We start from the raw sequence: 19816 nt of genomic DNA, 5'->3' as shown, positions 1-19816 counted from the left end.
CGCACGCGCGCGAGGGTCGAGCGCCTGGCCATCACTGCCGACGCGTGCCGTAGGTCTTGTAGCGCTCAGCCATGCTGGTGACCTTGGGCGTGGTATCCGGCTTTGGCCCGTAACCGCCTGCGTCGTCGAACAGGTCAATGGGCGCATCTTCGGCGCTGGCCTCCAGTTCGGAGAACCGGCTGTACATGCCCTGGTACTTCACGCGCACGGTGCAGGGCTGGATGCCTCGGGCGGCACCGATGATGATCTCGGCGATGCCGCGGGATGCGGTATGGGGGTCGTAGACCTCGTCGCGGTACACGAACACGATCATGTCGGCGTCCTGTTCGATCGATCCGGAGTCACGCAGGTCGGATGGAACCGGGCGTTTATTCGGGCGTTGCTCCAACTGGCGATTCAGCTGCGACAGGGCGATGACCGGAACGTCAAGTTCCTTGGCCAGAAGTTTGAGCTGGCGCGTGATCTCGCTGACGCGCTGCACGGCGTTGGCGCGAGAGTCGTCGACGTCAACCAGGCCGATGTGGTCCACGATGATCAGGTCCACCCCAAGGTTCATCTTCTGCCGGCGGGCAACCGATCGGATCCGGTTGATCGTCACGCCGCTGCGGTCGTACAGCTCGATGGCGGCACTCTGGATCAGCAGCGAAGCGTCGGCGATACGCTGGCAGTGGGTATTCACCGCGGTGCCATCCTGGAGCGCACCAAGCGGGATGTTGCCCAGCGAGGCCAGCGACTTGTCCATCAGCTCGGCATGGGACATTTCCTGGCTGAACACCAGCACCCGCTTGCCGTCGCTCACAGCATTGTGGTCGCAGATGTTCATGGCCAACGTGGTCTTGCCCATCTTCGGCCGGCCAGCGATTACGATGAGTTGGCCGCCCTTGAGGCCACGGACCTTGGCGTCGAGTGCCGGTATCCCCGTGGCCAGGCCGTCCATGGCGCCGCCCAGTGCTTCGCGCCGCTCCAGCTCCTCAACGTGCCGGCGGATTGCCTCGCCTGCCGTGATCGTGTCGTTCGCTGACGAGCTGCTGGTTATCGCGTTGATCTCGGCCTGGGCCTGGGAAATCTTGTCCTCGGTACCGGAGTCGCCCTCGGCGATCTCGTGGATGGCCCGGGCGACGGTCATCAGGGCGCGCACAGTGCTGCGCTCGAGCACGGTGTTGGCGTAGGACCTCGCGTTCGCGGCGCTCGGGGTGTTGCGGTGCAGGTCAGCGCAGTACGCCAGGGCCGATGCATCCGCAGACAACGTGCCGATCTGTTCGGCCACGGTCAGGAAGTCGATCGGCGAGCCTTTGGCGCGCAGGGCCTGGATCGCGTCGAACACCGCGCGGTTGTCGGCGAAGAAGAAATCGCTGGTTTTCAGGTCGGCGGAGAGGACGTCGATTAACTCGGGTTTGATCAGCATGGCGCCCAGCACAGCGTGCTCGGCTTCGAGGCTGTAGGGATCACGCATCGTAGTTCCCCTCGATGACTTTCACGAAGTTGGACGGTTTAACCAGCCAGTCAAATGAGGCACGGAACGGCTTTTCGCCGTTGCGCCCGGCGGTCTGGCCGAGCAGGAAGCGGGATCGCTTGACCTGGGCGAAGAACTCAGCCCAGAACTGCAGGTCCTGGTGCACTGGGTTTTCGCGCCAGCGGGCCTGGAGGTGTTTTCGCCGAGTGTCGGTGAGCAGGACCACCGCCGGCAGCTCAGGCAGGGCCACGTGGTACAGCTCGATGATCTTTTCCAAAGGGCAATTTGGGAGGCGCTCCCGGCTGGCGGTACGGTTCAACCCTAGGTCAAGCGGTTCCTGAGGCGCGGAATCACCTGGTTGGCGCGGAGCGTCAACGAGTCCTGCGTCAGCAGGGCTTAGCTCTTGATCTTTAATCCCTGTCCCTGTCCCTGTCCCTGTCCCTGTCCCTGTCCCTGTCCCTGTCCCTGTCCCTGTCCCTGTCTTAGCCGTGACCTGTGACGGGCCTGTCACGGTGACAGGTTCCGTGACAGGAATATCTTCGTGTCGTGATCGAAGCTCTGCGGTAGGTACGTTCCACGGAAGCATCACACCTACGGCGCGAAGGTCGGCGAACATGCGCTTTCGATCGTCCCTCTCCTTCTGTTTTCGGGCCTTCTCGTTGTCCTTGATCTCGCGATATTCGGTGCGCTCGCTCCATGCTTCCTTCGCCTTTTCGCACACAACCGGGTGATAGAGTCGGCCATCTGAGCAGACAACAAACCCACGCATGGCACCCGACCTCACCTTTTTCCAACCCTTTACGTCGCGCCCAAACCCTGCATACGAAGCCAACACGACGTCATTATCTGGCAGCGATCCAGCCGGAACTTGGTTCCAAGACGTGCACCACAGCAGAACTGCGGCGCGAAATTCATCACCGCTGGCCTCGATCGCTAGGTTGCTGTCACGCAAGCGTCCAACGTCCAGGGGCATAAATGGCAAGCCGCGCAGGTCGACATCCTGCGCAATGAGTGGCTCAGGAAGGGTCATTGGCGCCTCCCAAGGGGGCTTCTCGAACTCCAAGCGAAGCGATCAAATACGCCACACACTGAGATCTGGCGCGGGCTTTCGACTCACGCCCACCGAGCCTGGACACATCCCAAGCCGACCGCATGGCCATCTCTTTATGGAATTGCTGGTCGCCAGCCAAGATGCATGGCGATGGATCGAGTTCGCCGAGCGCTTTGGCCATATACGAACTGACGTGCTCCAGGGTCATGAGCTCAACCCTCCTCGAGCTGGTCCAGGCCCTGGACGTGCTCCATCCAGCGCTTCGAACCGTGGATGAACATCTCGATATCGCGCTCGTTGAAACAACGCATTTCGCTGGGCACGACCTTCAGGCCAAGGACCGCCAAGATCTGGGCGAACTGCTCGAACTTCTCGGGGCGCATCCGGCTGATCGTCGCTTCGTCGCAACCCACTGCAAGCGCGATGGGCGCGTTACCGACAGACGTCACCCGCTGCAAGATGAAGTGCAGATTCTTGCGGGCCCTTGCGGCCTGCTCCGGGTTTAATGCGGTCGTCGACATGATCAAGCCGCCTCGAAATCGCGCTTGCCTTGCGACTGCGATGGGAATGGCTTGACCTCTTCTGCCGTGAAGGTCCCGTCATCGTGTTCGATGACCTCAACCTTGCGCCCGATTCGAAGGGCTTTGCTCAGCGCGCCTTGCGTGATGTTCAGCTTCTTGGCCGCTGCGGTTTGGCCGTGGGCCTCGCAAAAATCAGCCAGCGGGATACGTTCCATGGTGGCAACCTCGTGTTGATGTCCACCAAAGTATTTCCTGCGGAATTATTAATGTCAATGCCTGCGGAATTTGTTCCGCATGGCCTGCGGGAATAGTCTCTGTCTATGAGCCAGAAAAAACGTGAACTCGAACAATGGGAGCGGGACGAATGCGCGGCTTTGAAGGAAGCTATCGCGGACTGGAACCGTGCTCGCCCAAAAAATGAGCGGATAACCCAAGAGCAAGCTGGGGAGTTCCTCGGAATGAACCAAGGGTCATTCAGTAACTATTTAAATGGGAGAACTGCATTAAATTTTGAGTTTGCGCTAAAAGTAAAGAACTTATTCGGAATACCAGTAGAAGCATATAGCTCTAGACTTGCATCTGAAATAAAGGAAAAGTACGAAATACTTGAGGGAAATTTAAGAAAAAAATCAGAAAGTTCATTTTCTGCGATTGCAAGAGCAGTTCCTTCAAGCGCTCCAACCACTCAAGTTACTTTTCTAGACCTAAACCGTTTTTTTGAAAGCTGCGAAGAAGACGGGTACTCGAAGCGGCGCGCCGTCGTGAGGAACGCCAGGAATCATGCAGTCCACGGAATTCATGATGAAGATCGTCTTGCGCGATTGTATAGGCTGTTCTACTCAATCGCTTCAGCGGAAATAGATGGAAATCTTACTGACCATGATCTGGTAATGATGGACTACGTACTGACAAGCATAGATGCACGGTACGAGCAAAATGAAGAGTTACGAAATCAAGAGCCACAGAACATTTAATTGGTGACCTGATGGACTACAAGGAAGTGTTTTTCTACAGCTACAGCATTTTGTTGGCTGTAATGGCAACTTATCTATTCGGCCGGCTAGCTCTAATGTCGCGACGTTTATTACAAATCGGTTCTGGCGTCGAAAAAGTGGCGGTATTTGTGACCGGGCAACTCCCAGGGACGCTCGTTGTCTGGCTGTGGTCCAGCTTTCTCTTTGGGTCAACCCTCGGCGCTGTGTGGTCTGCCCTGCTCTGGCTGTCCAGCTGAGTGACACCGACTGTCACCGAGAGCCCGCATCCGGCGGGCTTTTTTATGCCCGCAAGAAAAAATATTTCCGCAGGCATTGACCAAAGGTAATTCCTGCGGCAATACTTTTCTCATCCGGTCCAGCCAACCACTGACTGGGTGGCAGCGAGCCGAAGCCGATTCGGTACAGGGGAAGCCTCACCCCGGGTGCGCAGCGTCGAGCACCGCATAAACGAGAGCCGACAGCATGCAGAGCGTGGTCGGCTGTTGGGCTTCAAAGCCCCCGAGAGCTAATGCCCTTCGACACGGGCCGGCAGTACCGAATTATCAGTTTCATGATCAAACAGATCTCACCGAACCGAAGCCAACACGACGTACACCTGGAGGTGCCAAATGGGCGCAGCACGCAAACTCAATGTCGTCTCGATCCAAGATAAACCCGCCAAGGTCAGGGTTAATCTGCGGGCAAAGCCGCACCGGAAAATTGATATGCACCAACTACCCTTCGTCGGGCGAGACCATGCCCAGGAGGAGAGTGGCGGTTACTGTTTCTGGGATGTTCCATTCGCTGGTGGTTTCAGGGGTGGATTAGAGACTGGTCAGGCAATCGCAGGCATGTACCTCGCCCATCTTCGCCGGGTGCGACACGAAAAGTCCTATAAGCTGGAACTCGGAGCGTTGATCATGGGGATGATGAATCGCTCACCCAGAAATGAAGAAGAGCACAACTCTCGTAAAGGCCAGCTCATGGGATTCGCCGGTGCGCTGGATAGCTGGTTGAGAGCCGCAGTTGATGAGTTTGGTGAGAAACTCGATACCATCGATCATGAAGATCTCCTGGCCCAGGCAAACGGCGGGCTTGACACGAAGGCCGCAGATGAAAGATTCAGTCGCCTGCTGGCCAAAGCAGGCTTCTAGCAAACAGAGGGCTATCAGGAAATGGCAGACGAAAAAATTGACGCAGGTACTGCGTATGAAATTGCATCGTGGGCGCTTGGTGAAGCCAAGGCAGCAAACGACCTGCTGGCCCTGGTGGTTGGCGCGCTTGTAAAGACCCAGCCGGCCGCTGCAGCCGATCTGCGAAAGTCCCTAAAAGCGCTTCTGTCGTCAAGAGAGCACGGGCTTGGCGAGGAGTTTGAAGGGTCGGCCAAACGTCTTTGCCATATCCTCGACGGAAGCGATGACCAGGACACGTTTGAAAGCATCGCTCCCTACATCAGCACCAGGGATGTGGAACGCTTGAAACAACGCATGTTTTCGCCGCGCGGCGGCAACGATCCGAAGAGCAGTTGAACACTTCTCACGGAACCACCCCGCTTAATCTTCGCCCTCATCCTAAGCCTCGTCAAAGGTGATCGTGATCGATCGCCCGGCATTCTCCGTCACCCAGGCCGACAAGCCGCGCGAGCAGCCACCGGCTGACCATGCACATGGCCGGAAACGCAGTGCCGCCACTTGCTGGTCAGAGGGTGATAGAGGCGCTGCTCACTGATGCTTGATTAGGTCGCTGGGCGAAAGCTTTGCGTTACATGCAGGGCAAGATATCTGCATTCGCTCAAACACTTCAGGCCAGTCGGCCATGCGAGTGTAGTTCGCATCAGTTCCGCGCAGCCCCACCAATGAGTATCGCTCATCGCATGCGGAGTATGGCTGGTCATTTTCTGAGAGCCGTATCGCTCCCTCGTGGCCACATGCACAGCGCACGGGATGCGTGGTACGCAAAGTCATTCACCATCTCCTGAATTCCAGCGTTCGAATTTATAGCAGAGGTATCACCATGCCCACAGAGAACCGATCCAGCAAGCTGGCTCAGCCACCCTCAGTGCATCGGATCCTCGGAATTACCGGCACGCATGAACGCCCTGATCCACAAGAGAGCAACCCCAGGAGGTAGAGTCGACCAAATCAATAACCCTTCGTGCCGAAGGCGGAAAATGTCATTGAGCACGCTGAGGTCCTTACTAGCGACTCCGACTGCCAGCATCAACAGCGCCAAGCCCCCACCGACGGCAACACATAGCCATCCGACCACACCCATGGTCTTGTCCAACAGCTTTTTCTGGGCAGCGTTCATTCAATCACCTCAAGCAAACCGCTAATTGTACGCCAAGCAGTCGGCCGGACAGGTAGGTAGTAACAATTTGAACCAGTAAGAATCGACAGGAGTACATACGTACTCTTTTCGCTGCCCCCCCCCAACTACTCAAGCCCGCCGACAGCGGGCATGGAGAGCTATTGCCATGACGAAAGAAGAACTGGCCAACCTACCCGAGAAAGTGCGCGTCGCCACCGAGGCCGGCAAAGCGGCGGCTGAGGAATGCAAGGACGACGGGGGCAGCGCCAACCTTGACCGCGTTGTCATCCCTTTGCGCGGGCTGCGCGCCAGCCAGATCAAAGGCCTGCCTGGCGACGTTTATCCGGCGAGCACCTATCACCCGCGCGGGCTTCACCTGTCGGCACCGTTCGCCGGTATCGGCAATCGGCGGTACGCCGGCGTGCAGGCCATGTATCGATCGCTCAAAGACCAGGGCGTCGACTGCTACGTCTACTACCAACTGGACTGACCACAAACCTGCCGCCACCGGCGGCGTGGAGACCATCCCATGGAAACCGAAATCCTTTCGGACGAAGAGCTGGTGACGATCACCGGCTACAAACCCAGGGCGTGGCAGCGCCGTTGGCTCACAGAGAAAGGCTGGCACTTCGTAGAGAGCCGCGGAGGTCGACCGCTGGTGGGGCGCCAGTACGCCCGCCAGAAGCTCAGCGGCGTGGTTATCGACACTGTGCCTGTCGCTGCAGCTCCACCCCCGGCGCCAGCCTGGACCCCTGATTTCTCCCGAGTAAAGTGAAATGCGACCCAGAAGTACCGAGAACCGCGACCTTCCACCGGGCATGTACCGGCGCAAGCGCACCAGGAAGAACGGAAAAGTGTGGGTTGGGTACTACTACCGCGACCAGACCGGCAAGGAAATCCCCCTCGGTACCGATCTGGTGCAGGCCAAGCTGAAGTGGGCTGACTTCGAAGCCAAGGCCGCCCCGGCCGAGCTGAAGACGATGAAGGGAATCTTCGACGAGTACCTGCTGAAGATCATTCCAGGCAAGGCCGCCAGAACCCAGAAGGACAACATTTACGAACTTAAGCAGCTACGCACGGTGTTCGACTCGGCGCCGATCGACGCCATCACGCCGGCCATGATCGCGCAGTACCGCGACTCGCGCTCGGCGAAGACCAGGGCGAACAGGGAAATCGCCCTGCTCTCCCACGTTTTCAACACGGCCAGGGAATGGGGGCTCACCACCCGGGACAACCCGTGCCTGGGCGTGAGGAAGAACAAGGAGAAACCGCGCGACTTCTACGCCAACGAAACGGTGTGGCAGGCGGTGTATGAGGAGGCTCCACCAGAGCTGAAGGATGCGATGGACCTGGCGTACCTGACCGGCCAGCGGCCGTCGGACGTGCTGTCCATGCGGAAGGACGACATGGAGGGGATCTACCTGCTGGTCAGCCAAGGCAAGACCGGCAAGCGACTGAGGATCGTCTTGGAAGTGGACGGGATGAAGAACAGCCTGGGCCTGTTGCTGGAACGGATCATGCGCAGGACCGGTGAGCACCTGTCGCCGTTCTTCATCGTCAATGAGTACGGCAAGCGCATGAGCTGGCCGATGTTGCGCAACCGGTGGGCCGATGCCCGGGAGAATGCCAGGTTGAAGGCCGAGGTCGAGAAGAAGCCAGACCTGGCCAATCGAATCGCCCAGTTCCAGTTCCGCGATATCCGACCGAAGGCGGCTTCGGAGATCAACGACCTGAGCGATGCAAGCGTGCTGTTGGGCCACTCGAAAGAGGGAATCACTGAGCGTGTCTACCGTCGAGTCGGCGCGATCGCCAAGCCCTCGAAGGGCTGAAGTTTCGGAACTCTATGCCTTTTGTTTCGGAACTCTTGGCATTTTCTGCGCGCAAAGAAAAACCCCGCAGACCTAGATCTGCGGGGTTTCGAATGGTGGAGGCCGAGGTCGGAATCGAACCGGCGTAGACGGATTTGCAATCCGGAGCATAACCACTTTGCTACTCGGCCTCAAAGTCGGAGTCAGCTTTCGCTATCTCCTTGAAACCGCTGGGCTTTTTCAAGTCAGCTGCGTTTCGATGGAGGCCATTATGTCGGCATTCGAATCACCTTGCAACCCCCTTCAAGAAAAAAATCTTCAAGGGGTTCAAGGTGTTAGCGCAAGCGGCCGAGTTTGCTCCACAAACCCACAAGGGTGTTCTCCACCGCGCCACTGGCCGCCATGCCAATCCGCTCCTGCAGGCTCTTGCGTTCGGCAAAGCGCAGGTGGAAGACGTTGGCCTCGCGGGCGCTGCGGCCCAGGTATTCGTCGCTGGTACCGAGCTCATCCACCAATTGGCGGTTGAGGGCAGCGATGCCAAGCCAGACCTCACCGGTCGCCACTTCGTCGATATGCAACTGCGGGCGGTAGCGGGCGACGAAGTCCTTGAACAGCTTGTGGGTGATGTCCAGGTCTTCCTGGAACTTCTCCCGGCCCTTGTCGGTGTTCTCGCCGAACACGGTCAGGGTGCGCTTGTACTCGCCAGCGGTGAGCACCTCGAAATCGATGTCGTGCTTTTTCAGCAGGCGGTTGACGTTGGGCATCTGCGCCACCACGCCAATGGAGCCAAGCACGGCGAATGGCGCACTGACGATCTTCTCGCCGATGCAGGCCATCATGTAGCCACCGCTGGCGGCGACCTTGTCGATGCAGATGGTCAGCGGGATGCCGGCCTCACGGATGCGCGCCAGTTGCGAGGCAGCCAGGCCGTAGCTATGCACCAGGCCACCGCCGCTCTCCAGGCGCAGCACGACTTCGTCACGCGGGGTCGCCAGGGTCAGCAGCGCGGTGATTTCATTGCGCAGGCTCTCGGTGGCCGAGGCCTTGATATCGCCATCGAAATCCAGCACGAACACCCGGCGCTTGTCCTCGGGCTTTTTCTTTTGCTGTTTTTCCGCCTTGGCCTGCTGCTTGCGCAGGGCCTTGAGCTGGGCCTTGTCGAGCAGGCCCGACTCCAGGCGCTCGCGCAACTCCTTGTAGAATTCGTTGAGGCGAGTGACCTGCAACTGCCCACCCGGCTTGCGCCGCCCCTTGCCGCGCAGGCCGGCGATGGCCGACAGCACGATGAGGATGGCGATCACCAGCGTGGCGGTTTTGGCGAGAAAGCTTGCGTATTCGGCAAGAAACTCCACATTGACTCCTTGATAGACCAGCGCCCGGACGGCGCGCAATGCCTGCAAGCATACCGGTGCGCCAGGGCCTCTGCCAGCGGGTGAAAACGCTGGCAACACAGTTCAAACAACCTTTTCAAACGCTTGTATGTTTTTTCGTTGACAGCCTATGCCGGGCATCCTAACCTCGCAGCAACCTTCAACCGGGCCGGACCTCCACGTGGGCAACCTCTACCTGATCCGACATGGCCAAGCCTCCTTCGGTGCCGCCGACTACGACGTCCTCTCGCCGGTGGGCGAGCGTCAGAGCCAGGCTTTGGGCGAGCATCTGGCCCAGCTGGGCTTGCGCCTGGATCGTTGCATGGCCGGCACCCTGCGTCGTCAGCAGGACACCGCCCGCCTGGCCTTGGGCGCCTTGCAGGCCCATGGGCAAAGCGTCCCGGCCATAGAGACCGACGCGGCCTTCAACGAGTTCGACGCCGACGGCGTGATCCGCGCCCTGCTCCCCGCCCTGCTGCCTGAGGAACCCGAGGCCCTGCACGTACTGCGCAATGGCGCTCAGCACCGCAGCGAGTTCCAGCGCCTGTTCGCGCTGATGGTGCAGCGCTGGCACGACGGCGAGCACGCCCACGACGAGCACCTGGAAACCTGGCAGGCCTTCACGGGCCGCGTCGGCGATGGCCTGCGTCGCTTGCTCGACAGCGCCGCCAGCGGCGAAAACATTGCCCTGTTCACCTCCGGCGGCACCATCGCCGCCCTGCTCCACCTGGTTACCGGAATCACGCCGGCTCAGGCGTTCAGCCTGAACTGGCAGATCATCAATACGTCGTTCAGCCACCTGAAGTTCCGTGGCCGAGACGTGACATTGGCTTCCTTCAACAGCCAGGCCCATGTGCAGCTGTTGCGGTTGCCGGAGCTCATCACCTACCGATGAGCCCGGTCTGTTGTGTCCTTGCGGACGCGAAAATCACTTAACAAGGAATACACCATGAGCGATGTAGCTAAAGCCGTCGAGGCGATGAAGGCAAAATTCAATCCATCCGCTGCCGCCGGCCTGGACCTGGTGTTCGGCTTCAACATCACCGACGAAGACAAGCACTACGCCCTGCTGGTCAAGGACGGCACCTGCGAGATCCAGGAAGGCGAGAACGCCGACGCCAACTGCACCCTGGTGATGGACAGTGAAACCCTCAAGGGCATCGTCAGCGGCGAGACCGACGGCATGCAGGCCTTCATGGGCGGCAAGCTGCGCGTCGAAGGCGACATGATGCTGTCGATGAAGCTCAGCGAGCTGTTCCCGTCCTGATCGGCGCGGCGAATCGCCAATGAAAAAACCGAAGCCTGACGGGCTTCGGTTTTTTTTTCGCCTGCGCCAAACCCGCCCATCAGGGCCATTGATCGCCCGGCAACACCCAGGCCAATAAGCAGTTGGCACGCTTGTACCCGCTTCGACAGGAAATTAGATTAGCCAATAGTCCTTGCTACCGTTCATAAGGAAATCGCATGACGCTCACCGACCAGTCCACCCAGGTACGCCCCGGCGAAGAACTCGACGCGGCCGTCATCGATCCATACCTCAAGGATCATGTTCCCGGCCTCGCCGGCACGCCGAGCATCAGCCAATTCCCCGGCGGCGCCTCCAACCTGACCTACCTGGTCAGCTACCCGGACCAGGAGTTCGTGCTGCGTCGCCCGCCATTCGGTCACAAGGCTAAGTCGGCCCACGACATGGGCCGGGAATTTCGCATCCTCAACCAGCTCAACGCTGGCTTCCCCTATTGCCCCAAGGCTTACGTGCACTGCACCGACGAGTCGCTGATCGGCGGCGAGTTCTACGTAATGGAGCGGGTCAACGGCATCATCCTACGTTCGGACATCCCCGCCGAACTGAGCCTCGACGCCAGCCGCACCGAAGCGCTGTGCAAGAGTTTCATCGAGCGCCTGGTCGAACTGCACCAGGTGGACTACCAGGCGTGCGGCCTGGCCGACCTGGGCAAGCCGGAAGGCTACGTGCAACGGCAGATCGAAGGCTGGGCCAGCCGCTACGAAAAAGCCCTGACTCCCGACGCGCCGCGCTGGGAACAGGTGATCGCCTGGCTGCGCGAGAAGATGCCCGCCGACCATCCGCGCCCGGGCATCGTGCACAACGACTACCGCTTCGACAACGTCATCCTCGACAGCGCCAACCCGATGCGCATCATCGGCGTGCTGGACTGGGAGATGGCCACCATCGGCGACCCGCTGATGGACCTGGGCAACAGCCTGGCCTACTGGATCGAGGCCGGTGACCCGGCACCGGTACAACTGATGCGCCGCCAGCCGAGCAACGCCCCAGGCATGCTTACCCGCCGGCAGTTCGTCGAGCATTACGCCGAGCGTGCGGGGATCCGCATCGACAACTTCGACTTCTATTATTGCTACGGTCTGTTCCGCCTGGCCGGTATCGTCCAGCAGATCTACTACCGCTTCTTCCACGGCCAGACCCAGGACAAGCGCTTCGCCCAGTTCATCCACATGAACAAGCTGCTGGAGCACATGAGCCTGCAACTGATCGGCAAATCCAGCCTGTAACTTCGGCAGACAACAAGGAATACGCGCATGTCCAAGACCCACCTGTTCGACCTCGACGGCAAGATCGCCTTCGTTTCCGGTGCCAGCCGCGGCATCGGCGAAGCCATTGCCCATCTGCTGGCCCAGCAGGGCGCCCATGTGATCGTCTCCAGCCGCAAGCTCGACGGCTGCCAGCAGGTGGCCGAGGCCATCATCGCGGCAGGGGGCAAGGCCACCGCGGTAGCCTGCCACATCGGCGAGATGGAGCAGATCCAGCAGGTGTTCGCCGGCATCCGCGAACAGTTCGGGCGCCTGGATATCCTGGTCAACAACGCCGCGACCAACCCGCAGTTCTGTAACGTGCTGGACACCGACCTGGGTGCGTTCCAGAAGACCGTGGATGTGAATATCCGCGGTTACTTCTTCATGTCGGTGGAGGCCGGCAAGCTGATGCGCGAGCACGGCGGCGGCAGCATCATCAACGTGGCCTCGATCAACGGCGTGTCGCCAGGACTGTTCCAGGGCATCTACTCGGTGACCAAAGCGGCGGTGATCAACATGACCAAGGTCTTCGCCAAGGAATGCGCGCAGTTCGGCATCCGCTGCAACGCCCTGCTGCCGGGGCTGACCGACACCAAGTTCGCCTCGGCGCTGGTGAAGAACGACAGTATCCGCAACGCCGCCCTGCAGCAGATCCCGCTCAAGCGCGTGGCCGACCCGAGCGAGATGGCCGGTGCGGTGCTGTACCTGGCCAGCGAGGCGTCCAGCTATACCACCGGCACCGCGCTCAATGTCGATGGTGGGTTCCTGTCCTGATCCGGATTCATGCGCACCCTGTGTAGATACCGTCTTGACCCTCACCCCGCAAGAGGGATTTTGGGGTCAAACGGTATCCCCGACTTCACCACCCCGTAAACCAGGTGCAGCAGCTTGCGCATCGCCGCGCAGACGATCTGTTTGTAAGCTTTGTGCCGGCTGCTCAACCGCTCTGCCAGTTCCTTCACAACAGGGTTATGTCTGATTGAGACAGTGCCTGACATCCACAAGCCTGCACGCAGCCTTGAGGCGCCTGTACGCGAAATAGTGCTCTTACCTATGAACTCTCCCGATTGCTGCACCACTGGGTTTAAGCCTGAAAACGCGACAATCGCAGAAGGGCTTTGGTATTTCAGTGGATCGCCCAGTTCGGCGAGCAGCAACGTAGCAGTGGTGTCACCCAAACCATCAATCGAGGTAATCAGCTCACGTCGCTTGCGCAGGTCTGGATCATCATCGATCGTCTGCTCGATGGCCTTCCTGGTCTTTTCCAGCTCTTCGTTGATGTGCCCGATTACGTCTTGAATCGACTGCTGTACCGCATCTAGTGCGACATCCAAACGATTCTGCTCCATCTGGCGCATTTCCTTGAGGTCGTCCAGTCGCCGCACCAGAGCACGCAAGCGGCGCTGCGCAGGGGGCTCAGGCTCCCACTGGCGAAGCGAGACAGCCTTTTGTTGGCCATAGGCAGCAATGACTTTGGCGTCAGCCTTATCTGTTTTGACGCGCCGAAGCTCCACGTCAGCGAATTTCGCAATCACCGCCGGGTTCAGAATGCACACCCGATAACCTTGGTTGTGACAGTGCTCGGCCAGCGCTTCGTGATAGATGCCTGTAGCCTCCATAACAATCCAGGCGCCTGGTTCAGCATGGCGCTCAAGCCAGTCGCTAAACTGCCTGAACCCTCCAGGATCATTGGACAGCTTGGCTTTGGTGCGCATCTTGCCATTGGGGAGCGGGATGGCAATGTCGAAAGATTTTTTGGCGACATCAACGCCAACAAAGACGGACATGATCTCCTCCTTCAAACTACGAAAGTCGATCACCCTACACTCAGTTCAACCTTGTTAATGCGTGCTCACGCCGGGGGCGGGCACTAGATACCGTTCGAACTCGTCGAGTGGGGTTGGAAGACCAGAGCGTTATCTACAGTGCGGGCTTGATGCCCTTGGAGCGGCTCTGCTTCAAGGCCTTCCCTCGATGATCAGTCGAGAACTTTCGCCTCTAGGGAGGCGAAAGTCGAGATACAAGGAGCGGCCTTGTGTCGCGAAAGGGCTGTGCAGCAGCCCCAGGGTTTCAGCGCTGATGCAAAGATCGCGGGGCTGCTTTGCAGCCCTTTCGCGACACAAGGCCGCTCCTACACGGATGGCGCAACCCGCACATCTATTCCTTGATCGCCTGCAACGTATAGCTCAGCGGCAACCGCCAGGGCGCCTCTTTCAGGCGCCACTCACCGTCATCGCCCAGCGTCATCTGCTCCGGCAATGCCTCCCACGGGATGGACTGGTGCTCCTCCAGGCCAGTGATGCGCATACCCTGCTTGAGCAACGCGGTAATCACCTCGCCCAGGCCGTGGTTCCACTCATGGGTCTCGGTATGGGCCAGGGCCTGGTCGGTGTCGACGTAGGTCTGGTCGCTAACCCACACGGTGGGCGCTTCGCGTTCGAAGTATGGGTATTCCAGCTGCAGACGGTCCTCGTGGTCCTCATTGACCGCCATCAGCATCGGGTGGCCATCGCGCAGGAACAAGCGCCCGCCCGGCTTGAGCAAGGCCGCCACGGTACGCGCCCAACGCTCGATGCTGGGCAGCCAGCACAAGGCGCCGATACCGGTGTAGACCAGGTCGAAAGAACCGGCCGGCAGTACCTGCGCCGCCAGGTAGACATCCGCTTCGACATACCCGATGTCGGCATCGCAACGTTGAGCTAGGGTTCGCGCCTGGGCCAACGACGCCGAGGAGAAGTCCAGGCCGCAGACCTGAGCGCCCAGGCGTGCCAACGACAAGGTGTCGGTGCCGATATGGCATTGCAGGTGCACCGCGCGCTGGCCGCGGATATCGCCCAGGCGCGGCAGGTCGAAGCGCACTACTTCGGAAAGGTGCCCAGGGTTGGCCACGAAGCGTTCGACTTCATAGTCCTTGGATGCCGCGTGCAGCGGCGCGCGCTCATCCCAACTGGCGCGGTTAAGCTCCAGTGATCGGCTCATGCGATGCTTTCCTTGTCGTGATCAGGTCAGGCGCAACGGTAACTGCCCTTGACGTATACGGCAACCAGCTACGTGCCTATTACAAGCAGGTGGCCGCCGCTGCCCGACGCTGCAGCGCCACACCGTCGTTGTGCTGCGCGTAGTAGTCCACTCGCGTCCCGCCGGCCTGGGCATAGACATCGACGAAAGACTCCGCTTCCCGGGTATACACGGTGAAGCCACCTTGCTTGCGCGCTTCAAGGTAGCCGCTGGCATCGACGCCGAAGGTCTTCTCTTCCTGCCAGCTGAACTGGATGCATTGGGCGACCACATCCGGGGTCTTGTGCGAATCCAGGCGCGCGCTCGGCGCCCCGTTGCGTGCCGCCTCCATGGTCGATGACGCACAGCCCGCCAACAGCAGCGCCACAGTGACCGGCAAAAGTGCTCGCATGTTGCAACCTCGCAAGAAAAAGAAGGCGACTCTAGCATTGCCAACGCGTGCCGCGCGCGGCATTTCTCAGCGGCGACCACCGATCAACGGCGCGGCAATTTTTTGCGCACCGCAGAACCAAATGGAGCGAATCCGGTCCTATCCGTTACCCCGTAAACCTTTGCGGATCAAGGATCTATAACGTGATGAAGCGCCTTGCAAGCCTTGCGTTGATCGCTGCCGTGCTGCTGCTCGGCGGCTGCTACAGCCACCACTACCACGACGATGACGATGGCTGGCGCGACCGTGATCGCGGCCACCGGCATCACCACCGCCACGACCGCGGCGACGATGATGACGACAATCGTCAATACCGTGACCGCTACTGGCGCTAAAGCGTCTTTGCAACCCTGACTGGCCGCGTCCCTGCGGCACCCTACCCTGATGATTCCCCTGAGGTTCCTGAACATGCGTCTGACTTTGCCTTCCCTCGCCCTTGGCCTGCTGCTGTGCCAGGGCGCCTTCGCCGGTGACGGTACCGCAGCCATCGGTGGCGGCCTGGGCGGCGCCCTGGGCAACGTCGTCGGCAAGCAGATCGGTGGCAGCACCGGCGCGGCCATCGGCGCCGGCCTGGGTGGCGCCGCCGGCAGCGCTGTCGGCGCGCGCAAGGGCAATCGCACCGAAGCCGCCATTGGTGGCGGCCTTGGTTCGGCGGGCGGCTCGCTGATCGGCGGCAAGCTCGGCGGCGCCAACGGCTCGACCATCGGCGCCGGCCTGGGCGGCGCGGCCGGTGGCGCCATCGGCAACCACATGGGCGACAACAACGGCAAGCACAAGCGTCATCGTCACTGATCAATAGCGTAACGCCGCCGTAGGAGCCAGCTTGCTGGCTTCTATGGCTGATCGCCCACACCCGGCAAAACACTGCAGCACGTCAACGACGCATTCGCATCAAGCTGCCACACTTGGGCCATAACCTTACGTGCCCCCGTGTGAAGGAACATCCCCTCCCATGAACCATGAGCTGCTCTTGGTCCTTGGCCTGCTGGCCGTTGTCGTCTGCCTGTTCATCATCAACCGCCCACGCATGGATGTGGTTGCCCTGCTGGTGATCCTCGCCCTGCCACTGTCCGGCATCCTCACCGTGGAACAAGCCCTGGCCGGTTTCAGCGACCCCAACGTGGTGCTGATCGCCGCGCTGTTCGTGATCGGCGAAGGGCTGGTGCGCACCGGCATCGCCTACCGCATTGGTGAATGGATGAGCGAGCGCGCCGGCAACAGCGAGGCCCGCCTGCTGGTGCTGCTGATGGTGGCGGTGGCCGGGCTGGGCTCGGTGATGAGTTCCACCGGCGTGGTGGCGATCTTCATCCCGGTGGTGCTGAGCATCGCCGCGCGCCTGCAACTGTCACCCAGCCGCCTGATGATGCCATTGAGCTTCGCTGGCCTGATCAGCGGCATGCTCAGCCTGGTGGCCACGCCGCCCAACGTGGTGGTGCACAGCGAACTGGTACGCCACGGCGAGGCCGGTTTCGGCTTTTTCAGCTTCACCCCGTTCGGCCTGGTGGTGCTGGTGCTCGGCATCGGCTACATGCTGCTGACCCGCCACTGGCTCAATGGCGAAGTGCGCAAGGATGGCCGGGTGGAAAGCCGGCGCACCCTGCTCGACCTGGTGCTGGACTACAAGCTCAGTGGCCGTGAGCGCCGTTTGCGGATCCGTCCGCATTCGCCACTGATCGGCCACACCCTCGGTGAGCTGGAGCTGCGCACCCGGCACGGCGCCAACGTGATCGGCATCGAGCGCCAGCACAAGTTCACCACCCGGGTGATCGCCGCCGATTCCGGCACCGTGCTGCAACAGGGCGATGTGCTGCTGCTCGACCTGTTCGCCAACCGCGACGACCTGCGCAGCCTGTGCCAGACCATGCTGCTCGAGCCGCTGCATTTCAAGGCCGCCTACTTCATCGACCAGTCCCAGGAACTGGGCATGGCCGAAATTTCACTGCCGCCAGGCTCGCAACTGATCGGCAAGAGCATTCTCGAGCTGACCTTCCGCACCCGCTACGACCTCAACGTGGTCGGCCTGCGTCGCGACCAGGTCGCCATCGAGGAGCAGTTGCTGGAAGAAAAGCTGCGCCTGGGCGACACCCTGCTGGTGGTTGGCCCATGGAAAGCCGTGCGCCAGTTGCAAGGCAAGCCACGGGACTTCCTGGTGCTGAGCCTGCCCGCGGAAATCGACCAGGTGGCGCCGGCCCGCACCCGCGCGCCCCAGGCGCTGCTCAGCCTGGCGGTGATGGTCGGCTTGATGGTCAGCGGCCTGGTGCCCAACGTCATCGCCGCGCTGATCGGCTGCCTGCTGATGGGCGCCGGGCGTTGCATCGACATGAACAGCGCCTACCGCGCCATCCACTGGCAAAGCCTGGTGCTGATCGTCGGCATGCTGCCGTTCGCCCTGGCGCTGCAGAAGACCGGCGGCATCGACCTGGCGGTCGGCGCTCTGGTTGGCCTGCTCGGCGACGCCGGCCCCAGGGTGATCCTCGCTTGCCTGTTCGCCGTCACGGCGGTGATCGGACTGTTCATTTCCAATACCGCCACCGCCGTGCTGATGGCGCCGGTGGCCGTGAGCACGGCCCAGCAACTGGGCATGTCGCCCTACCCGTTCGCCATGACCGTGGCCCTGGCCGCCTCGGCGGCATTCATGACCCCAGTGTCCTCGCCAGTGAACACCCTGGTGCTGGGCCCTGGGCAATACCGTTTCGCCGATTTCGTGAAGGTCGGGGTGCCGTTCACCGTGCTGGTGATGCTGGTCACGGTGATGATGGTGCCTTGGCTGTTCAGGCTGTAATCCGGCGCCAAATCTTCGCCGTTCGCAGCGAATTGACATCAATTGCCGACTTGAAAGACACTGACGCGAAACGCCCCAGGTGCCTACAAACGTTTTCCTGGATTCCGTCTTCGCTTGCCGGTCGAGCCTATGGTGTCTCCAGTCCCATCGCGCCTGTTGCCTCCGCTGATCCTGTTCGGCCTGACATTGGGCCTGACCCTGGCCGGCATCCTCGCCCGACCGATCGAATCACTCTCGCTGTTCTGGCCGGTCAACGCGGTGCTCGCCGGCGTGCTGCTGCGCAATCCGCGGCAAGCCAACCCGCTGGGCTTCGCCCTGATCTACCTGGCCATGGTCGTGGCCGACCTGGCCTGCGGCAGCACCTGGCAACCGGCCTTGTGGTTCAACCTATGCAACCTCGGCGCCATTGCCACCATCTGGTACCTGATGGCACGCCTGCCGCGCCTGCATCGTCGCCTGCGCACGCCCCACGGCACCCTGTGCCTGTTCGGCGCCTGCGCCGCCGGTGCCATGGCCGCCGCCAGCCTGGCCTGCGTCATGGCCACGCCGTGGTTCGAACAATCCCTGCGTGCCACCTGGCTGGCCTGGTTTAGCGAACAGTTCTCCACCAGCGTACTGGTGCTGCCGGTCATGCTCAGCGCGCCCTCGCCCCGCGCCCTGACTCGCAGCGGCAGCGACAGCCAGCCGATTCGCCTGGCACCCTTGCTGGTGCTGCTGGCCTCGCTGTCGCTGAGCATCCTCTTCGGCGGGCCAGGCGCCATCGCCTTCCCGATCGCCGCGCTACTGTGGTGCGCCTTGAGCTATTCGGCATTTCTCGTCGCGCTGCTGGCACTCACCGCCGGCAGCACGCTGATCGTCGCCGTGGCGCTTAACCTCATGCACTTCAGCGTGCCACAGAGCGAAGCCGGGGTGACCACGCTGATGTCGGCGCGCCTGGGCATCGCCATGCTGGTGCTCGGGCCGCTGGTACTGGCCTGCGTGAGCAACGCCAACCGCAGCCTGATGGCACGCCTGGCCCACCAGGCGACCATCGACCACCTGACCGGCGCCCTCACCCGCAGCGCCTTCACCCGCCGCGCCAACGCGTTGCTCGATGACCGCCAGCAACATTCGCCAAGCATGCCGCTGACCCTGATGATGTTGGACATCGACCACTTCAAGTCGATCAACGACCGCCACGGCCATGCCGTGGGCGACCAGGTGCTGCGCCAGTTCGCCCATACCCTGCACGACCAGTTGCACGAAGGGGAACTGTTTGCCCGCCTCGGCGGCGAAGAGTTCGCCATCGTCGTGCCGGGCCTGGCGCCGGAGCAGGCCAAGTTCACCGCCGAGCGCCTGCGCCGGGCGATTCAGGACCTGCACACCAGCCATGCCGAGCAGCGCCTGCCCATCACCGTCAGCATCGGCCTGGCCGGCTGTGGCGCCAATACCCCAGCCCCGAGCCTCGACGAGCTGCTGGCTCACGCCGACCAGGCCCTTTACCTGGCCAAGGCCCAAGGCCGCAACCGTATCGAACAGGCCGTGCCCAAGCGCCAGATGGGTTGAT

The 19816-nt window shown here is 61.1% G+C and carries 24 protein-coding genes, 1 tRNA gene and 1 pseudogene; 16 read left to right on the top strand and 10 right to left on the bottom strand.

The annotated features are described in order from the left end of the window. Window positions 1–31: 31 nt before the first annotated feature. The 4 genes from dnaB to HU772_RS10250 form a co-directional block, all read right to left on the bottom strand. Complete coding sequence (gene dnaB / locus HU772_RS10265) at window positions 32–1453, bottom strand: replicative DNA helicase (RefSeq protein WP_186662312.1); 1422 nt, start codon at window positions 1451–1453, stop codon at window positions 32–34. Next, a complete protein-coding gene (locus HU772_RS10260) occupies window positions 1446–2483 on the bottom strand; it encodes a DUF1376 domain-containing protein (RefSeq protein WP_186662311.1) in 1038 nt (345 codons plus the stop codon). Before HU772_RS10260 ends, dnaB begins: the two co-directional genes overlap by 8 nt. A gap of 233 nt (window positions 2484–2716) precedes the next feature. After that, window positions 2717–3025, bottom strand: a complete 309-nt coding sequence (locus HU772_RS10255) for a CII family transcriptional regulator (RefSeq protein WP_186662310.1) — start codon at window positions 3023–3025, stop codon at window positions 2717–2719. A 2-nt stretch (window positions 3026–3027) separates the two neighbouring features. Further along, window positions 3028–3240, bottom strand: a complete 213-nt coding sequence (locus HU772_RS10250) for a Cro/CI family transcriptional regulator (RefSeq protein WP_186662309.1) — start codon at window positions 3238–3240, stop codon at window positions 3028–3030. A 105-nt stretch (window positions 3241–3345) separates the two neighbouring features. Here HU772_RS10250 and HU772_RS10245 point away from each other — a divergent pair, with 105 nt between their 5' ends. The 5 genes and pseudogenes from HU772_RS10245 to HU772_RS24945 form a co-directional block, all read left to right on the top strand. Further along, on the top strand, window positions 3346–3999 hold the full coding sequence (locus HU772_RS10245) for a helix-turn-helix domain-containing protein (RefSeq protein ID WP_186662308.1): 654 nt from the start codon (window positions 3346–3348) through the stop codon (window positions 3997–3999). A gap of 11 nt (window positions 4000–4010) precedes the next feature. Next, on the top strand, window positions 4011–4256 hold the full coding sequence (locus tag HU772_RS10240) for a hypothetical protein (protein ID WP_186662307.1): 246 nt from the start codon (window positions 4011–4013) through the stop codon (window positions 4254–4256). A gap of 372 nt (window positions 4257–4628) precedes the next feature. Continuing rightward, window positions 4629–5153: a hypothetical protein gene (locus HU772_RS10235; RefSeq protein WP_186662306.1), complete on the top strand. Its 525-nt coding sequence runs from the start codon at window positions 4629–4631 to the stop codon at window positions 5151–5153. Window positions 5154–5174: 21 nt separating this feature from the next. Then, on the top strand, window positions 5175–5528 hold the full coding sequence (locus tag HU772_RS10230; RefSeq protein WP_186662305.1) for a Clp protease/crotonase-like domain-containing protein: 354 nt from the start codon (window positions 5175–5177) through the stop codon (window positions 5526–5528). 101 nt (window positions 5529–5629) lie between these two features. Then, window positions 5630–5734: pseudogene (locus HU772_RS24945) on the top strand (DNA cytosine methyltransferase); the annotation flags it as partial. Between the two features lie 320 nt (window positions 5735–6054). On the opposite strand, the gene HU772_RS10225 reads toward HU772_RS24945, so the two are convergent. Beyond that, window positions 6055–6309, bottom strand: coding sequence for a hypothetical protein (locus HU772_RS10225; RefSeq protein WP_186662304.1), 255 nt, complete (start codon window positions 6307–6309; stop codon window positions 6055–6057). Between the two features lie 166 nt (window positions 6310–6475). Here HU772_RS10225 and HU772_RS10220 point away from each other — a divergent pair, with 166 nt between their 5' ends. From HU772_RS10220 to HU772_RS10210, 3 genes are read left to right on the top strand one after another with little or no spacing between them, the layout of a single operon-like run. Beyond that, entirely contained in the window at window positions 6476–6799 is a 324-nt protein-coding gene (locus tag HU772_RS10220) for a hypothetical protein (protein ID WP_186662303.1), read from the top strand. Window positions 6800–6838: 39 nt separating this feature from the next. Then, a complete protein-coding gene (locus tag HU772_RS10215; protein WP_186595520.1) occupies window positions 6839–7084 on the top strand; it encodes a DUF4224 domain-containing protein in 246 nt (81 codons plus the stop codon). Between the two features lies 1 nt (window position 7085). Beyond that, on the top strand, window positions 7086–8138 hold the full coding sequence (locus tag HU772_RS10210; protein WP_186662302.1) for a site-specific integrase: 1053 nt from the start codon (window positions 7086–7088) through the stop codon (window positions 8136–8138). A 96-nt stretch (window positions 8139–8234) separates the two neighbouring features. Here HU772_RS10210 and HU772_RS10205 read toward each other — a convergent pair. Together HU772_RS10205 and sohB are read right to left on the bottom strand one after the other, a co-directional pair. Then, window positions 8235–8308, bottom strand: a tRNA-Cys gene (locus tag HU772_RS10205). A 144-nt stretch (window positions 8309–8452) separates the two neighbouring features. Further along, window positions 8453–9469, bottom strand: coding sequence for a protease SohB (sohB, locus tag HU772_RS10200; protein WP_186662301.1), 1017 nt, complete (start codon window positions 9467–9469; stop codon window positions 8453–8455). 199 nt (window positions 9470–9668) lie between these two features. On the opposite strand from sohB, the gene HU772_RS10195 reads away from it, so the two are divergent. The 4 genes from HU772_RS10195 to HU772_RS10180 all read left to right on the top strand — a co-directional run bounded on the left by HU772_RS10195 (window position 9669) and on the right by HU772_RS10180 (window position 12814). Further along, entirely contained in the window at window positions 9669–10382 is a 714-nt protein-coding gene (locus HU772_RS10195; RefSeq protein WP_186662300.1) for a histidine phosphatase family protein, read from the top strand. Window positions 10383–10436: 54 nt separating this feature from the next. Further along, entirely contained in the window at window positions 10437–10754 is a 318-nt protein-coding gene (locus HU772_RS10190; protein WP_028692453.1) for an SCP2 sterol-binding domain-containing protein, read from the top strand. Between the two features lie 197 nt (window positions 10755–10951). After that, window positions 10952–12019: a phosphotransferase family protein gene (locus tag HU772_RS10185; protein ID WP_186662299.1), complete on the top strand. Its 1068-nt coding sequence runs from the start codon at window positions 10952–10954 to the stop codon at window positions 12017–12019. A gap of 27 nt (window positions 12020–12046) precedes the next feature. Next, window positions 12047–12814 (top strand): SDR family oxidoreductase, encoded by a 768-nt coding sequence (locus HU772_RS10180; protein WP_186662298.1) that lies wholly within the window; start codon window positions 12047–12049, stop codon window positions 12812–12814. Between the two features lie 41 nt (window positions 12815–12855). On the opposite strand, the gene HU772_RS10175 is transcribed toward HU772_RS10180, so the two are convergent. From HU772_RS10175 to HU772_RS10165, 3 genes are all read right to left on the bottom strand, one after another. Beyond that, window positions 12856–13827, bottom strand: a complete 972-nt coding sequence (locus tag HU772_RS10175) for an IS110 family RNA-guided transposase (protein ID WP_217858722.1) — start codon at window positions 13825–13827, stop codon at window positions 12856–12858. A gap of 370 nt (window positions 13828–14197) precedes the next feature. Next, on the bottom strand, window positions 14198–15019 hold the full coding sequence (locus HU772_RS10170) for a class I SAM-dependent methyltransferase (protein WP_186661913.1): 822 nt from the start codon (window positions 15017–15019) through the stop codon (window positions 14198–14200). 79 nt (window positions 15020–15098) lie between these two features. Beyond that, the gene (locus tag HU772_RS10165; protein ID WP_186661914.1) at window positions 15099–15449 is read right to left on the bottom strand and encodes a hypothetical protein; all 351 of its coding nucleotides are present in this window, start codon (window positions 15447–15449) and stop codon (window positions 15099–15101) included. A gap of 185 nt (window positions 15450–15634) precedes the next feature. Between HU772_RS10165 and HU772_RS10160 the strand changes: the two genes are divergently transcribed. The 4 genes from HU772_RS10160 (at window position 15635) to HU772_RS10145 (ending at window position 19815) form a co-directional block, all read left to right on the top strand. Continuing rightward, on the top strand, window positions 15635–15823 hold the full coding sequence (locus HU772_RS10160) for a hypothetical protein (protein WP_189665095.1): 189 nt from the start codon (window positions 15635–15637) through the stop codon (window positions 15821–15823). 73 nt (window positions 15824–15896) lie between these two features. Continuing rightward, window positions 15897–16280, top strand: coding sequence for a glycine zipper domain-containing protein (locus tag HU772_RS10155; protein WP_186661915.1), 384 nt, complete (start codon window positions 15897–15899; stop codon window positions 16278–16280). Between the two features lie 160 nt (window positions 16281–16440). Next, window positions 16441–18270 (top strand): SLC13 family permease, encoded by a 1830-nt coding sequence (locus tag HU772_RS10150; RefSeq protein WP_186661916.1) that lies wholly within the window; start codon window positions 16441–16443, stop codon window positions 18268–18270. Window positions 18271–18384: 114 nt separating this feature from the next. Continuing rightward, entirely contained in the window at window positions 18385–19815 is a 1431-nt protein-coding gene (locus HU772_RS10145) for a GGDEF domain-containing protein (RefSeq protein ID WP_186661917.1), read from the top strand. Window position 19816 lies beyond the last annotated feature (1 nt).

Origin of the sequence: Pseudomonas xantholysinigenes, from assembly GCF_014268885.2 — a bacterium.
Classification (GTDB): domain Bacteria; phylum Pseudomonadota; class Gammaproteobacteria; order Pseudomonadales; family Pseudomonadaceae; genus Aquipseudomonas; species Aquipseudomonas xantholysinigenes.
The sequence above is the reverse complement of the archived record's forward strand: the minus strand, read 5'-3'. Positions and strand labels throughout refer to the sequence as shown.